Origin of the sequence: Exiguobacterium sp. s133 (genome assembly GCF_018618595.1) — a bacterium.
Classification (GTDB): Bacteria; Bacillota; Bacilli; order Exiguobacteriales; family Exiguobacteriaceae; genus Exiguobacterium_A; species Exiguobacterium_A oxidotolerans.
In genome coordinates, this window is the sequence record NZ_JACSMK010000016.1 from 25,688 (window position 1) to 41,869 (window position 16,182).

Genomic DNA, 16,182 nt, shown 5'->3' on the forward strand with positions numbered 1-16,182 from the left:
TACCTGAAAAAGGAAGTATACTAAAGAGTGTCAGAGATGACCACTCGGATAAGGAGGGATGATATGCCGGCACCGTTAGAATCAGGTCGTCAAACACCACCAAAGATTAAACCGCTCAATGATCGTAAAAAGCAATTAAGCCAAAATGCGATTGAGAACCGATCGCGCTTAAAAAAGCGTTTCTTGATTTGTATGTCAATCTTTCTCATCGTCCTTTCTCTCATGGGGTGGTCATACATCGAAAAGAAACAATTGATTGCTGAACAAAATCAATCGTTCCAGGTCGCTCAACAAGAGCAAACAAAAGCGAAAAAAGAGTCGGCACGCCTGAAAGAGGAAATCGAACGGCTGAACGATAAAGAATATGTTGCGAACTTAGCGAGAAGTGAGTTGTTGTACTCGAAAAAAGGCGAAACAATTTTCTATTTCTCACCTGAAGATTAACCGATGGTTGCCGATTGATTGAAAAAATATGTAATCACTCGTATAATAAGAAATGAATCAACTAAAAAGGAGCAATACAATTTATGTCGATTGAAGTAGGCAGCAAAGTGCAAGGGAAAGTTACAGGCATCACTAATTTCGGAGCGTTCGTAGAATTACCGACTGGGAAAACCGGTCTCGTTCACATCAGCGAAGTGGCAGATTCTTACGTTAAAGATATCAATGATGTCTTGACGGTTGGACAGGAAATCACAGTTAAAGTCTTGAGTGTAGAAAACGATGGTAAAATCGGTCTTTCAATCAAGAAGGCTGTTGACCGCCCTGAAGGCGAACGTCCTCGTCCTGCACGTCAATTCGACCGTGGCCCACGCCCGGCCGGTCAAGATCGCGGACCACGTCCGTTTGATAACAAAGGACCGCGCAGTGGCGGCGGTGGTGGAAATCGTGGAGGATTCAACAAAGGTGGTCGCGGAGCACCTGCTCCACGTAAAGAGCAAACGTTCGATACGTTGATGACGAGTTTCCTCAAAGACAGTGAAGATCGTCTTGCGACACTCAAACGCCAAACGGATTCAAAACGTGGCGGACGCGGTGCTAAACGTCAATAACTTGCTGACCTGTTCTTTATAAGAATAGAGATGGAATGACGCTGTTCATTCCATCTTTTATTTTTTTGAAATTATTTTTATAAAAAGCGTTGACTTTCATTTGACTCCACCGTATTATAGAAAATGTGCTTAAGACGCACAAGTTAAAAATATGGCGGTGTAGCTCAGCTGGCTAGAGCGTACGGTTCATACCCGTGAGGTCGTGGGTTCGACTCCCTCCGCCGCTACCATATTTTTTTGGCCCGTTGGTCAAGCGGTTAAGACACCGCCCTTTCACGGCGGTAACACGGGTTCGATTCCCGTACGGGTCATTCTTTAAAAGCTATCTCTATTATATAGAGGTGGCTTTTTTTAGTATAGTAGATTCGAAAAGGGGATGCGTACATCATGGAAACGATTGCTCCTGTTCCGAATGAACCGCTCATCGTCGGCGTATCCGGAGGCTGCGACTCGATGGTGCTCGCGCATCTGTTGCACGAGGCGAAGTTTGATCTTTTAATTGCCCATGTCCACCATGGTCTTCGTGCAGCATCGGATGAAGAAGCCGCGTTTGTCGAAAACTGGGCTTTTGAACGTAATCTCCCGTTCCGGACGACCCGTTTAGAATGGGGTGGACAACGGGTGAGTCAAGCCCGTTGTCGCGAGAAACGGTATCAGTTTTTTGAAGATTTAATGGAAGAGACGAACCGGAGTCACTTAGTCTTAGCACATCATCGTGATGATCAACTCGAGACGTTATTGATTCAGTTGTTGCGGGGTGAAGCGACAATCGACGGGATTCCGATTCATCGCCCGTTCGGTCCCGGTCAGTTGCATCGTCCGCTGGTGAACTGGACGAAACAGGAACTGACGGCTTATGCGACGCGTCAACAAATCGAGTGGCGTGAGGATGCGACAAATGCGGAAACGAAGTACTTAAGAAATCAAATCCGGCACGATATTTTACCAAGGCTCGCTCAAGTGCGCCCGGGGTTCGAAGAAGCGGCGGTCCGTGCCGCACGACTTCGTCAAACGATACAGGACGAGCACTTAGCGTACGTCGAAGCATTAGTAGCGCGACATACGACGGAGGATGGGATAGTAATCGATGAGATCAACCAGCTGCCGACAGATTTGAGACGACTCGCTTTACAAGTGCTCTTACCGGATGTCCGGTTGACATCAGAGGATTTCGATCGCTTTTTAGCATGGCTCCGAGTAGATATGCCCTCGAGCGAAGTGTATTATGGAAACTGGAGGATTCGCCGCGCGTACGGATACTTGACCTGTATCGAGAAAGATACGACAGATTCTGCACTTGAATCGTTTCAAGTAGGGGCTGATTTGGGAACATACCGTTATGGTGAACGAGATGTGACGTTTTCATACGGGGATGCAGGGATTCCGTTAGCGGAAGTTACTTTCCCGCTGACGGTACGAAGTCAGTTGCCAGGGGACCGGATACAGCTAGAAATCGGAACGAAAAAAGTAAGCCGGATTCTAATTGATGCGAAAGTACCACGTTATCTTCGGGCAGAAGTTCCGGTCGTCGTCGACGCCACGGGTCAAGTTTTAGCGGTCGTCGGACATCGAATTGCAAAATTCGGGTCATTTGAACTCCTCGCACGGTCTTATTTAATGATAGAATGGTAATGTAGTGTTTAAAATGGAGGAGGAATACCTAGCATGACCTTAATGAATGATATGGAGAAAGTACTGATTTCGGAAGAAGAGATCCAACATAAAGTCGGTGAACTCGCGGGTGAACTGACAGCAGATTATGGTGATCGTTTTCCACTGCTCGTCTGTGTCTTAAAAGGCGCAATGCCGTTCATGTCTGATCTCGTCAAAAAGATGGACATGCACCTTGAGATGGATTTCATGGATGTTTCGACATACCACGGTGGAACGACATCGACAGGCGAAGTTAAAATCGAAAAGGATTTGAACACATCTGTAGAAGGACGTGACATCCTGATTGTCGAAGATATCATTGACAGTGGATTGACGCTTGGATACTTGGTTGATCTCTTCAAGTACCGTAAAGCAAAATCTGTCAAAATCGTGACATTGCTCGATAAGCCGTCAGGTCGCAAAAATGATCTTCACGCGGATTATAGTGGATTTGTGATTCCACACGAGTTTGTCGTCGGTTACGGTCTCGACTATGAAGAGAAATATCGTAACCTGCCATATGTTGGTGTGTTGAAGCCGGCAGTCTACGGTGGCTAATTATTTTTAATCTTGACTGTCACATGATAAGATGAAACCAATTACAAAGCGCGCTTTGCCGCGTCAGGATTCGTATCAGTTGATGAAGGTATGTCAGTTGGTGCGGAGAGGAGGCATAAGATGAACCGAGCAGTGAAGAATACCCTCGTGTTTGGGGTCATTTTTCTAGCTTTGATCTTGTTTCTGCAATACTTGCAGAGTCCAGTGAACAAAAGCAAAGAAATCAATTACACACAGTTTGTCGAGTCGGTTGAAAAAGGTGAAATTAAGACGGCTACCTTCCAGTACGAAGGACAGACGTATAATGTGACTGGTGATTTACGTGAAAAGGATTCGACGTATGAAACGGTTGTTCCAGCTGTTGATACGGAGTTAACGGATCTTTATACACAATTGCGCAGTCAAGGTGTCAATATGGACTTTAAAGCAGCAGAGACGAATGGCGGTTGGATCGCGTTACTGACGACGATCGTCCCGTTCATCATCATATTCATTCTCTTCTTCTTCTTAATTAATCAAGCACAAGGTGGCGGCGGCGGTGGCCGCGTGATGAACTTCGGTAAATCAAAAGCGCGCCTCTATGATACGGAGAAAAAGAAAATTACGTTTGAAGATGTCGCTGGTGCAGACGAAGAGAAGCAAGAACTCGTCGAAGTTGTCGAATTCTTGAAAGACCCACGTAAATTTGCACGTCTCGGTGCACGTATCCCTAAAGGGGTCCTTCTTGTCGGTCCTCCAGGTACAGGTAAAACGTTACTTGCACGTGCAGCAGCAGGTGAGGCTGGCGTTCCATTCTTCTCGATTTCAGGTTCTGACTTCGTTGAGATGTTCGTTGGTGTCGGGGCGTCACGTGTACGTGATCTCTTCGAAAATGCAAAGAAAAATGCACCGTGTATCATCTTCATCGATGAAATCGATGCAGTCGGTCGTCAACGTGGCGCAGGTCTCGGTGGCGGACATGATGAGCGTGAACAAACATTGAACCAACTTCTCGTTGAGATGGACGGATTCAGTGAAAATGAAGGCATCATCATGATCGCAGCAACGAACCGCGCTGATATCTTGGACCCAGCCTTGCTTCGTCCAGGTCGTTTTGACCGTCAAATTACGGTTGAGCGTCCAGATGTCGTCGGTCGTGAAGCAGTTCTTAAGGTACATGCACGAAATAAACCACTCGACTCAACAGTCGATTTAAAAGCAATCGCACAGCGGACACCAGGATTCTCTGGTGCTGATCTTGAAAACCTGTTGAACGAAGCAGCACTCGTTGCAGCGCGTACCGACCGGGATAAGATTTCCATTGTCGATCTAGAAGAAGCGATTGACCGCGTTATCGCTGGACCAGCGAAGAAGAGCCGGATCATTTCGCCGAAAGAGAAAAAAATCGTTGCGTGGCATGAAGCAGGTCATACGATCATCGGTGTCACACTTGATGATGCGGATGAAGTGCATAAAGTAACAATCGTTCCTCGTGGGAATGCCGGCGGTTACGTCGTCATGCTTCCGAAAGAAGATCGTTACTTCATGACAAAACCAGAACTTGAAGATAAAATTACCGGATTGCTTGGTGGTCGTGTCGCGGAAGATATCGTCTTTGGTGAAGTATCGACTGGAGCAAGCAACGACTTCCAACGTGCGACAGGACTCGCCCGGAAGATGGTGATGGAGTTCGGGATGAGTGAAAAACTCGGACCGCTTCAGTTCGGTTCAGGTCAAGGCGGAAATGTCTTCTTAGGACGTGACTTCCAAAATGAACAAAACTATTCGGACGCGATTGCGCATGAGATTGATACAGAAATCCAAGCGATCATCAACCGCTGTTACCAAAAAGCGAAAACGATCTTAACGGAAAAACGTGATCAGCTTGATTTGATTGCGACAACGTTACTTGAAGTTGAAACGCTGGATCAAAAACAAATTCACCACCTCATTGAGACAGGTGAATACAAAAAGAACGAGCCAGAAGTGGTAGCTGAACAAACAGAAGACGAGAAAAAACCGGAATCGACGACTCCTGTCATCGATGAACCGACAGAATCTCCGACACAACGTGGTTCAGTCATCGACGAAGGTCAAAATGTGGATGTAGAAAAGCCTGATCAACCACGCCGTGATGATCAAATTTAATCGCTGACACAACGAGACAGGATCAGTACCCGCTATGCGGGTGCTGGTCCTGTTTTTATATGCCGTGATGCTTGCGCACTTCGGTAGGTGAAGCTTAGACGACGTGGTATAATCACAACGTATATTGCAGGTATCGTATAGAAAAGTGGGGAATCAGTCAAATGATCTTAGTAATTGATGTTGGAAATACGAATATCGTACTGGGTGTCTATGCTGGCGAGACATTGGTCGAGCACTGGCGGATCGCAACCGATCGGACACGGACGACCGATGAGTACGGGATGCTCGTCAAAGCCTTGTTCCGGGATGCAGAGTTAAACGTGGAAGAAATCGAGGGAATCGTGTTATCATCTGTCGTACCCCCCGTCGTGTTTCCACTGGAGAATATGTGCGTCCGTTATTTCAATCGACGCCCGTTCGTGATTGGACCAGGTATTAAAACCGGGCTCGACTTAAAAGTCGATAACCCAAGGGAAGTCGGGGCGGATCGAATCGTCAATGCGGTCGCCGCGACGGTCAAATATGATGGTCCATTGATCATCGTCGACTTTGGGACAGCAACGACCTATTGTTATATCGATTCACAAAAACGCTATTACGGTGGAATCATTTCACCGGGTGTCATGGTGTCGACTGAGGCACTCTATAACAAAGCAGCAAAACTGCCGCGCATTGAGATTGCGAAACCACAATCCGCGATTGGGCGGAATACGATTCATGCGATGCAGTCAGGGACGTATTTTGGATATGTCGCGCAAGTGGACGGTCTTGTCCACCGGATGAAAGAAGAAATGGGTGAAGCAAAAGTCATCGCGACTGGTGGGCTTGCCCGATTAATCAGCGAGGAATCCGCAACGATTGAAATCGTCGATCCATTTTTGACGCTTGACGGGTTGCGTATTATCTACGAACGAAATAAGTGAGGGAATAAATAATGAAACGTGAAGAATTATTAGCACAACTAAAAGATGATTATTTAGTACGGGCGCTCGGTTTTAACGGCGAAGTCCGTGCATTTGCAATCCGTTCGACAAAGTCGGTGTATGAAGCACAGCTCCGGCACCAAACGACTCCGGTCGTCACGGCGGCGCTTGGCCGGACGCTGACAATCGGTGCGATGATGGGAACGATGCAAAAAGGCGACACACGTGTGACCCTGAAAGTTGAAGGGGACGGTCCGATCGGAAAAATCATCGTCGATGCCGATGCAAAAGGAACGGTCCGTGGATACGTCAGCCATCCACGTGTCGAAATGGATACGTACGTCAATGCAGACGGTCTGACGAAATTAAAAGTCGGCGATGCAGTCGGTCGCGGAAATATTTCCGTTATCAAAGATTTAGGACTTCGTGACTTCGTCGGAGGGCAATCACCGATCCAAACCGGTGAAATCAGTGAAGACTTTACGTATTACTTCGCAGTCTCAGAACAAAGTCCATCTGTCGTCGGTGCAGGTGTGCTCGTTTATCCGGAAGATGAGTCGGTCATCGCAGCAGGTGGGTTAATCGTGCAATTGATGCCAGGTGCATCGGAAGAAACGATTGCCGCACTCGAAGCACGAGTGGCCGCATTAAAACCAATCTCGATTCTTGTCGGAGAAGAAAAAACACCGGAAGAAATGCTTGAACTCGTCCTCGGTGAATCATACGAAGTCCTCGATACAGTGCCGGTTACGTTTGGTTGCACATGTGATCGCGAAAAGCTCGCGACAGCCATCGTGGCGCTCGGACCTGACGAGATTCAATCGATGATTGATGAAGATGGTGGAGCAGAGGCAGTTTGTCATTTCTGTTCAGAACACTATCAGTATGGCGTCGAAGAATTACAATCACTTCGTGAAAAATCGCTCGAACGAGCATAAGAGGGTCTGAAAATGGGAAATGTAAACTCTAAGTACTTGTGGATGTTGATTTTCATCTTACTGTTGACGAACTTTTTAACGGGAGCATATGCCTTCATGGGAGAACTACCGAAAGTTGATTCTCCGAAGATCGTCCAAGAAAGTATCGGTGGACCGCTTGAAGACGTCGTCGCGACAGTCGGAGACGAAGACATCACACGAGCGGATGTCTATCAAGTAATGCGTAAAGAACACGAACAAGATACACTCGATCGTTTGATTCAAGAAGCGGTAGAACGTCAATCCAAAAATGGAACGAAACCTACCGTGGAGCGCTTTGATTGACAGATTTCATCCAGTCCATTGATAATTGATTTATCGGATTACTTGGAATTAAAGGTTTTTCATTATGAGGAGGAATGGTCATGCGTATTGCAAATTCAGTACTAGATTTAGTCGGCCGCACGCCGATCGTCAAATTGAACCATCTGACAGGACCAGAGGATGCAGATGTCTACTTGAAACTGGAGTACATGAATCCCGGGTCAAGTGTCAAAGACCGGATTGCGCTGTCGATGATTGAAGCGGCAGAGGATGCTGGGAAACTGAAAGCGGGCGATACGATCATCGAACCAACGAGTGGCAACACCGGGATTGGTCTAGCGATGGTCGCAGCAGCGAAAGGATACCGGGCCATTCTCGTCATGCCAGAAACAATGAGCATGGAACGTCGAACTCTTCTTCGTGCGTACGGCGCGGAGTTGATTTTAACACCTGGTCCGGAAGGAATGAAGGGTGCAATCGCGCGAGCGACGGCGGAAGCAGAGGAACATGGTCATTTCATGCCGCAACAATTCAACAACGGAGCGAACCCCGTCGTCCACGAACAGACGACAGGACCTGAAATCGTTGAAGCGTTCGAAGGACTATCACTGGATGCCTTCATCGCCGGAATCGGAACAGGTGGGACGATCACGGGTGCTGGTAAAGTATTACGCGACGCCTTCCCGGGAATCGAAATCATCGCTGTCGAACCAACGGATTCACCTGTTCTTTCGGGTGGTAAACCGGGTCCGCACAAGCTCCAAGGAATTGGTGCTGGATTCGTACCCTCGATTCTCGATACACACATCTATGACGGTGTCGAACAAATCACGACGGAAGAAGCATTTGATCATGCGCGCCGTGCCGCGAAATCAAACGGAGTTCTCGGTGGGATTTCTTCAGGTGCTGCAATCGCTGCAGCTCTTAAAACGGCCAAACGTCTTGGAAAAGGCAAAAATGTGTTAGCGATCATTCCTTCGAATGGAGAACGTTACCTCAGTACGCCACTCTATCAAGTCGAGGAAGAAGAAGGTTCGAAACTATAATTTTTTTCAGGCACACGGAAGTCATTCGACTCCCGCGTGCCTTTTTTTTGCGTATAATGAGGACAGAATACGTACAGAGGTGGGGGACGCAAGTGCGACAGACGAGATATGTAGCATTTACATGGACGAAGGAACAATTTTATAACCGTTATGTGGAGCGGACAAAAGAACAAACCGGTCATATCTGGCTCGAAAGTGGTCGTATCGGTTCCTATACGATGGCTGGTGTGCACCCGGTCGGGCAGTTACGCACGAAATCCGGACAAACGACGATTACAACACGTGATGGTGTCGAGGAACGAACAGATTCTCCGTTTTCATTAATTGAAGAAGTACGCGCGCGTCATGCATCGGCTCGTCCGGACGGGATGCCTGCATTTTTCGGTGGACTGGCAGGCTACGTCAGTTATGACGCTGTCCGGTATTTAGAGCGATTACCGGACGAAGCGGAGGACGATTTAGAAACAGCAGATATTTCGTTGTATTGGTACGATGAAGTCGCCGTGTATGACGAACAGGCAGGTCAGTTATTCGTTGCCGTGACGCGTGATACGGTCGAGGCAGCGGAAGCAGCACTTGAAACTGAAGTACTTGCTTGGAAAGTGGAGAGTCCTGCGCCAGTCTTTCGCCCGGTTTTGAATGAACGGTTAGAGCGGGGTCGGTCGTTCGAACAAGCCGACTTTGTCGAGGCGGCAGACCGCGTCAAACGTTATATTGAAGCGGGTGACGTCTTTCAAGTCAATCTTGCGGTTCGTCAACATGAACGTCTCTTAACATCGCCGGCTCATGTCTATGACGTGTTGCGGCAGGTGAACCCGTCGCCGTACATGGGCTACTTCGTCGATGAAGAGTTGACGCTCGTCTCAGCGTCACCCGAGTTGCTCGTCGAAAAAATTGGAGACGATCTCGCGACGCGTCCGATTGCTGGGACACGTCCGCGCGGGAAGGATGAAGCGGAAGACTTAGCGCTTGCGAAGACGCTGCTCGATAATGAAAAAGAGCGGGCGGAACACGTCATGCTCGTTGATTTAGAACGCAACGATTTAGGACGGGTCAGCCGGTATGGGTCCGTTCATGTCGATGAATTGATGGTGATCGAAAAATATTCTCATGTCCAACATATCGTCTCGAATGTCCGTGGGAAAGTAGCGGAACACCAAGGTGCGAGCGATGTTCTCGCAGCGATGTTCCCCGGTGGGACGATCACCGGTGCACCAAAAATCCGGACGATGGAGATCATCGAGGAGTTAGAACCGGTCCGGCGTGGTATTTATACAGGGTCACTCGGATTTATCAGTTGGGCGGACGATGCGATCTTCAACATCTTGATTCGGACGCTCGTCGCCAAAGATGGCGTCGCTTATATTCAGGCGGGAGCAGGAATCGTCACCGATTCTAGTTCAGTGAGCGAATATGAAGAATCACTCAGTAAGGCAAAGGCACTTTGGGTCGCAAAAGAAATGGCGGAGGGAACGACATGATTGTATTGATTGATAACTATGACTCATTTACGTACAACTTAGTCCAATACTTTGGGGAGCTCGGGCAAGAGATCCAGGTGTTTCGGAATGATGCGATTACACTCGAGGAGATTGAACAACTCAAACCCGATCACCTAGTGATTTCGCCAGGACCTTGTACTCCGAACGAGGCGGGCATCAGCCTTGCTGCGATCGAATACTTCGCAGGCAAGTTGCCTATCCTTGGTGTCTGCCTCGGTCATCAAGCAATCGGACAAGTCTTCGGCGGACAAGTCGTCCGGGCACAAGACTTAATGCACGGAAAAGTTTCGTTATTGTCTCACGACGCGACCGGGATGTTTGAAGGCATCGCTCAAGATACACCAGTGACACGGTACCATTCGCTTGTCGTCGAGCGGGAGACCTTTCCGGATGCCCTGGAAGTGACAGCGGAAGCAGGGGGAGAAATCATGGCCCTGCGACATCGCGAGTTACCGATCGTCGGTGTCCAGTTTCATCCGGAAGCAATCTTGACCCGAGACGGGAAACGGATGTTAAAAAACTTTTTGGAGTTGAATCGATATGTATCTTTGGCATGATGGACAGGTAGTAAAAGAAGAAGACGTTCGGATTTCACCATTTGACCATGGTTATTTATATGGAATGGGGATTTTTGAGACATTTCGTACGTATGCAGGACATCCATTTTTATTTGATGATCATATTAAACGGCTACAGATGAGTTGTGCCGCGATTGGAATCGTCATCCCCTATACGCGGGATGAACTGTTAGTTGCGATTGAGACCTTATACCGTGCCCATGCGACGACTGATTTATACATCCGCTTAAATGTCTCGGCTGGTCCCCGTGATATCGGACTCTCCGTTGAGCGGTATGACACGCCGACGGTCGTGATTTATGCGAGACCGATTGGTGCGCGACAAGCGACGGAGCGGGCGCTTGAAACGGTCCGGTTGCCACGCAGTACACCGGAAACGGCGTATCGCTTAAAGTCGCATCACTACATGAACAATCTAGTTGCGAAACGCCAACTGTTTAATCCGGAAGCGGAAGGGCTCTTCTTGACGAAGGAAGGATTCATTTGTGAAGGCATCACTTCGAACATTTTTTGGCGTTATGGGGAGAAGTGGTATACACCGTCGCTTGAGACGGGTGCCTTGAATGGGATCACCCGCCAGTTCTTGATGGAGCAACTTATGGTCGAAGAACGCCTTGCTTTATTGCCACAGTTGATGGAGGCAGACGAAATTCTCTACACGAATTCCGTTCAAGAAGCAGTCGCCGTTTCATCACTTGACGGACGAACGTTCCCGGGTCAATCGGGAAGCGGCTATCAACGTGTGCGTCAGCTATTCGATGAGGCCGTCGAGACGCGGTGGTCGAGGAGGGAAAAACGTTGACAAAAATCATGGGAATTTTAAATGTGACGCCGGATTCGTTTTCAGATGGTGGACAATACGTTGATGTCGAACTCGCTGTTCGTCATGCTAGGCAACTTGTTGCGGACGGGGCAGATGCAATCGATGTTGGTGGAGAATCGACGCGACCGGGTGCGACATTTGTTTCAGCAGCAGATGAAATCGACCGCGTTGTTCCAGTGATTCGTCGCTTGAAGCGTGAGCTCGATGTCTTGATTTCGATTGATACGTATAAACCGGAAGTCGCTGAAGCCGCTGTCCGTGCCGGTGCAGATCTCATCAATGACGTCTGGGGTTCGAAATGGGGGGATCGTTCAATGGTAACGGTCGCCGCCCGGCACGAAGTCCCAATCATCCTGATGCATAATCGGACGGAACCACACGGAACAGACGTCTTAGCTGAAGTCCGCGCCGACCTTGAAGAATCAATCCGATTAGCGAAACAGGCGGGTGTCTCGGAAAATCGGATTTGGCTCGATCCAGGGATTGGTTTCATGAAAACGTATGAAGAGAATTTATTTTTGATGCGTCACCTCGCGATCGCGACAGATTTCGGATACCCCGTCCTGCTCGGGACGTCGAGAAAGTCACTCATCGGATTGACGCTCGGACTCCCGGCGGCGGAACGGGTGGAAGGGACGATTGCGACCGTCTGTTACGGCATCCAACAAGGTTGCGAGTGGATGCGTGTCCATGACGTGAAAGAAATCAAGCGGGCCGCTCTGATGATGGACGCGATGCTTGCAGCAGAATTACCGAAGGGGGAATGAAGATGGATCGCATACACGTTTCAGGGATGCGTTTTTATGGTTATCATGGAGTGTTCGCAGAAGAAACGAAGTTAGGACAGCGCTTTAATGTGGATTTATCCATCGGACTTGATTTATCACGCGCCGGCGAGACGGACGATTTACGGGAAAGTGTCAATTATGCGGAACTCTATGAAGCGACGAAACATGTCGTCGAAGGGGAGGCCGTTCAGTTGGTCGAGGCGCTCGCGGACCGAATCGTCCGACACGTCTTTTTGCTCGATCCACGAATTTTGGAAGCGACCGTCAAAGTCATCAAACCTGATCCACCGATCGCAGGGCACTATGAGCATGTCGCGGTAGAAATCAATCGGGTTCGGGGGGATTATGCATGAACCGTGCTTACATCGCCCTTGGGTCGAACATCGGGGATAAGGCCGGGCACTTACATGCTGCAATTGAAGCGATGACGGCGTACCCGGAGATTCAAGCGATTCGCCCGTCCTCGATTTATGAGACCGTTCCTGTCGGTTACCTCGATCAAGATTTATTCTACAACATGGTCGTCGAACTTGAGACGAGTTGGTCCGCGGAGGTGTTGCTCGAGCACTTGCAGGGCATCGAACGCCAAGAAGGACGGAAGCGATTGTTCAAGAATGGACCGAGAACGTTAGACCTTGACATCATCCTTTATAATACAGATGATATACATTCAGAAGGATTAACGGTGCCGCATCCACGGATGCAAGAGCGGGCATTTGTCCTCGCGCCGTTGCAGGAATTGAATCCGCAATATGAGGTACCGCATTTAAAGAGGACGGTCGAGGAACTCTACGCGCAACTACCGGAAACGGAACGAGCGGGCGTCAGACGAATCGTGAAGGAATAGAGGGTATTGAAGAAGAGAGGAAGAGCGCTACATGTCAGGTTTTAAGATTGGTGACGTCGAACTGAACAATCGTGTCATCCTCGCACCGATGGCGGGCGTCTGCAATCCTGCGTTTCGTTTGATTGCAAAAGAATTCGGGGCAGGACTCGTCTGTGCGGAAATGGTCAGCGATAAAGGGATTTTGTATGAAAATGAACGGACGTTAGAGATGCTGTATGTCGACGAACGCGAAAAGCCGCTCAGTCTGCAGATTTACGGCGGATCGAAGGAGACACTCGTAAAGGCGGCACAGTATGTCGATGCCAACACGAATGCGGATATCATTGACATCAACATGGGATGCCCGGTTCCAAAAGTCACGAAATGTGATGCCGGTGCAAAATGGTTGCTTGATCCCGATAAAGTATATGAAATGGTTCATGCTGTATCGCAAGCGGTCGAGAAGCCCGTCACGGTCAAGATGCGGACAGGCTGGGACAGTCATCATATTTATTGTGTCGATAATGTCCGGGCAGCGGAAGCGGGTGGAGCAAAGGCGGTTGCTATTCACGGGCGGACCCGTTCGCAAAAGTATGAGGGCGTTGCGGACTGGAACATCATCGGGGAAGCAAAACGGGCAGTGCAGATTCCGATCATCGGAAACGGTGATGTGCAAACGCCGCAAGACGCGCAACGGATGATTGATGAAATCGGTGTAGATGGTGTGATGATTGGTCGGGCGGCGCTCGGCAATCCATGGATGCTCTATCAGACCATCCAGTATCTCGAATCCGGGACGTTACCAGCCGAGCCGACACCACGTGAAAAGATTGATATTTGCTTGTTGCATGCGGCACGACTCGTTGCACTGAAAGGTGAGAAACTAGCCGTTCGTGAAATGCGTACCCACGTCGCGTGGTATCTCAAAGGATTAAGTGGGAACGGGCAAGTCCGAAAAGCCTTATTCGATATTGATACCCATGCCGGTCTTCAAGAGTTGTTACGTCAGTATGTCGAAACCTTGGAAACAACCGCAGTACATGCGTGACAGGTAAAGTATAGTCGGCATTACCCGTTTTATGGTACGCTAATTGCATTAAAGATGAGCGAATCGGTTTTTTTCAAGGTGCTGTCGGTCATGCCGGCAGCTTTTTGATGCAGAATGATGAAGACCGTCGTGAACAATTTTTAGAAGGAGTGAATACAGTGAGTCAGGACATGGAAATGAATGATCAAATGCAGGTGCGTCTCGGTAAGATGAACGCGATGCGTGAGCAAGGACTCGACCCGTTCGGTGCTCGTTTTGAACGGTCAACGGATACAGCAAGCATTCGTTCAGCTTACGGCGAGAACGAAAAAGAGGAATTAGCTGAATTAAAACCGGAAGTAACGATTGCGGGACGTGTCATGACAACACGCCGTAAAGGGAAAGTTGGATTTACGAACGTTCAGGATGTGACAGGTCAAATTCAGTTATATGTCCGGAAAGACGATGTCGGAGAAGCAGCATATGAAATTTACAAGACATGCGATTTAGGTGATATCATCGGAATCAGTGGTTATGTCTTTAAAACGAACGTCGGCGAGTTATCAGTCCATGTCACGTCGTTTACATTGTTGACGAAAGCACTTCGTCCGCTTCCAGATAAATATCATGGATTAAAAGATGTGGAACAACGGTACCGTCAACGTTATCTCGATCTCATTACGAACACGGAATCACGGGAGACATTCATCGCCCGAAGCAAAGTAATTCGAGGCATCCGTCAATACCTCGATAGTCTCGGCTACTTGGAAGTCGAAACACCGATGTTACACACAATCGCAGGTGGAGCATCTGCCCGTCCGTTCATCACGCACCACAATGCTCTTGATATGACGCTTTACATGCGAATTGCGATTGAATTGCACCTAAAACGTCTTATCGTCGGTGGACTTGAAAAAGTATATGAAATTGGTCGTGTCTTCCGAAATGAAGGAATTTCAACACGCCATAACCCAGAGTTCACGATGATTGAGTTGTATGAGGCATATGCGGACTATGAAGATATCATGGATTTAACAGAAAACCTGATTGCTCACGTCGCTCAAGAAGTACTTGGGACAAAAAAAGTTACGTATGGCGAAGACGTCATCGATTTAACGGTTGGTTGGAAACGTGCCCATATGGCAGATCTCGTTAAAGAAGCGACAGGAATCAATTTCTTTGATGATATTTCGAAAGAGCGGGCCCACGAACTTGCCCATGAACACGGAATCGAAGTTCAGTCACATATGTCGACGGGGCATATCTTAAATGAATTCTTCGAACAAAAAATCGAGGAGACACTCGTTCAACCGACTTTCGTTTATGGTCACCCAGTTGAAATTTCACCACTCGCGAAGAAAAACCCAGAAGATCCACGCTTTACGGATCGTTTCGAATTATTCATCGTGCGTCGTGAACATGCGAATGCCTTCACGGAGTTAAACGATCCAATCGACCAACGTGAACGTTTCGAAGCACAGCTTGTTGAAAAGGAAGCTGGGAACGACGAAGCACACGAGATGGATAATGATTTCATCGAAGCATTGGAATACGGAATGCCGCCAACGGGTGGACTTGGAATCGGAATCGATCGCCTTGTCATGTTGCTAACAAATGCACCATCGATTCGGGACGTTCTCTTATTCCCAACGATGCGCCACCAACAAAACTAACAAACACGTTTGCTCCCTTTCTTCTATATATAGTAGAGAGGGAGCTTTATTATGAAAAATGAAGGCTCGAAAAGACATGATGAATTGGAATCAATCAGCAATAAAACGGGTAAATAATCTTTTTAAATGTTTTTCTAATAAAATGCTTGTACAATCGAAAAAGCCATGGTATATTATTTCTTGTGCCGCAAATGGTTGTGACACACCGAAAAAAATATCAAAAAAAGTTGTTGACAATTGTGTTGATAACTTGGTAAGATATTAAAGTCGCTGAAAACGACACGACGAACTTTGAAAACTGAACGATGAGGCAAAAAACGTATCTTCGGATACAAACAATGAATGAAGCGCAAGCTTCGTCAACG

The 16,182-nt window shown here is 48.1% G+C and carries 17 protein-coding genes and 2 tRNA genes; all 19 read left to right on the forward strand.

Annotated features, from left to right (window positions below):
- The first annotated feature begins 63 nt into the window (after positions 1–63).
- The 19 genes from KNP96_RS15995 to lysS all read left to right on the forward strand — a co-directional run bounded on the left by KNP96_RS15995 (position 64) and on the right by lysS (position 15,817).
- Positions 64–444 (forward strand): FtsB family cell division protein, encoded by a 381-nt coding sequence (locus tag KNP96_RS15995; RefSeq protein WP_088835978.1) that lies wholly within the window; start codon positions 64–66, stop codon positions 442–444.
- 83 nt (positions 445–527) lie between these two features.
- A complete protein-coding gene (locus KNP96_RS16000; RefSeq protein WP_088835979.1) occupies positions 528–1,052 on the forward strand; it encodes a S1 domain-containing RNA-binding protein in 525 nt (174 codons plus the stop codon).
- 153 nt (positions 1,053–1,205) lie between these two features.
- Positions 1,206–1,282, forward strand: a tRNA-Met gene (locus tag KNP96_RS16005).
- A gap of 9 nt (positions 1,283–1,291) precedes the next feature.
- Positions 1,292–1,363 (forward strand) — tRNA-Glu (locus KNP96_RS16010).
- 76 nt (positions 1,364–1,439) lie between these two features.
- Positions 1,440–2,684, forward strand: coding sequence for a tRNA lysidine(34) synthetase TilS (tilS, locus tag KNP96_RS16015; RefSeq protein WP_088835980.1), 1,245 nt, complete (start codon positions 1,440–1,442; stop codon positions 2,682–2,684).
- A 33-nt stretch (positions 2,685–2,717) separates the two neighbouring features.
- Complete coding sequence (gene hpt, locus KNP96_RS16020; protein WP_012368964.1) at positions 2,718–3,263, forward strand: hypoxanthine phosphoribosyltransferase; 546 nt, start codon at positions 2,718–2,720, stop codon at positions 3,261–3,263.
- 120 nt (positions 3,264–3,383) lie between these two features.
- Positions 3,384–5,390 (forward strand): ATP-dependent zinc metalloprotease FtsH, encoded by a 2,007-nt coding sequence (gene ftsH / locus KNP96_RS16025; RefSeq protein WP_088835981.1) that lies wholly within the window; start codon positions 3,384–3,386, stop codon positions 5,388–5,390.
- A gap of 161 nt (positions 5,391–5,551) precedes the next feature.
- Positions 5,552–6,313 (forward strand): type III pantothenate kinase, encoded by a 762-nt coding sequence (locus tag KNP96_RS16030; protein WP_088835982.1) that lies wholly within the window; start codon positions 5,552–5,554, stop codon positions 6,311–6,313.
- An 11-nt stretch (positions 6,314–6,324) separates the two neighbouring features.
- Positions 6,325–7,251, forward strand: coding sequence for an Hsp33 family molecular chaperone HslO (hslO, locus tag KNP96_RS16035; RefSeq protein WP_029332221.1), 927 nt, complete (start codon positions 6,325–6,327; stop codon positions 7,249–7,251).
- A 12-nt stretch (positions 7,252–7,263) separates the two neighbouring features.
- Positions 7,264–7,575 (forward strand): SurA N-terminal domain-containing protein, encoded by a 312-nt coding sequence (locus KNP96_RS16040; RefSeq protein WP_029332222.1) that lies wholly within the window; start codon positions 7,264–7,266, stop codon positions 7,573–7,575.
- Between the two features lie 80 nt (positions 7,576–7,655).
- Positions 7,656–8,600 carry a cysteine synthase A gene (cysK, locus tag KNP96_RS16045; RefSeq protein WP_088835983.1) on the forward strand — a complete coding sequence of 315 codons (945 nt, stop codon included), beginning with the start codon at positions 7,656–7,658 and terminating at the stop codon, positions 8,598–8,600.
- Between the two features lie 92 nt (positions 8,601–8,692).
- Positions 8,693–10,081, forward strand: coding sequence for an anthranilate synthase component I family protein (locus KNP96_RS16050; RefSeq protein ID WP_088835984.1), 1,389 nt, complete (start codon positions 8,693–8,695; stop codon positions 10,079–10,081).
- Positions 10,078–10,659 (forward strand): anthranilate synthase component II, encoded by a 582-nt coding sequence (locus tag KNP96_RS16055; RefSeq protein ID WP_214771754.1) that lies wholly within the window; start codon positions 10,078–10,080, stop codon positions 10,657–10,659. Before KNP96_RS16050 ends, KNP96_RS16055 begins: the two co-directional genes overlap by 4 nt.
- Complete coding sequence (gene pabC, locus KNP96_RS16060) at positions 10,643–11,482, forward strand: aminodeoxychorismate lyase (RefSeq protein ID WP_088835986.1); 840 nt, start codon at positions 10,643–10,645, stop codon at positions 11,480–11,482. The genes KNP96_RS16055 and pabC overlap by 17 nt, the downstream gene beginning before the upstream one ends.
- A complete protein-coding gene (gene folP / locus KNP96_RS16065) occupies positions 11,479–12,270 on the forward strand; it encodes a dihydropteroate synthase (RefSeq protein WP_088835987.1) in 792 nt (263 codons plus the stop codon). Before pabC ends, folP begins: the two co-directional genes overlap by 4 nt.
- Before the next feature lie 2 nt (positions 12,271–12,272).
- Positions 12,273–12,644: a dihydroneopterin aldolase gene (folB, locus tag KNP96_RS16070; protein WP_088835988.1), complete on the forward strand. Its 372-nt coding sequence runs from the start codon at positions 12,273–12,275 to the stop codon at positions 12,642–12,644.
- Entirely contained in the window at positions 12,641–13,138 is a 498-nt protein-coding gene (gene folK / locus KNP96_RS16075) for a 2-amino-4-hydroxy-6-hydroxymethyldihydropteridine diphosphokinase (RefSeq protein WP_088835989.1), read from the forward strand. The genes folB and folK overlap by 4 nt, the downstream gene beginning before the upstream one ends.
- Before the next feature lie 31 nt (positions 13,139–13,169).
- The gene (gene dusB, locus KNP96_RS16080) at positions 13,170–14,165 is read left to right on the forward strand and encodes a tRNA dihydrouridine synthase DusB (protein ID WP_214771757.1); all 996 of its coding nucleotides are present in this window, start codon (positions 13,170–13,172) and stop codon (positions 14,163–14,165) included.
- 170 nt (positions 14,166–14,335) lie between these two features.
- Positions 14,336–15,817, forward strand: a complete 1,482-nt coding sequence (gene lysS / locus KNP96_RS16085; protein WP_214771760.1) for a lysine--tRNA ligase — start codon at positions 14,336–14,338, stop codon at positions 15,815–15,817.
- Positions 15,818–16,182: the final 365 nt, after the last annotated feature.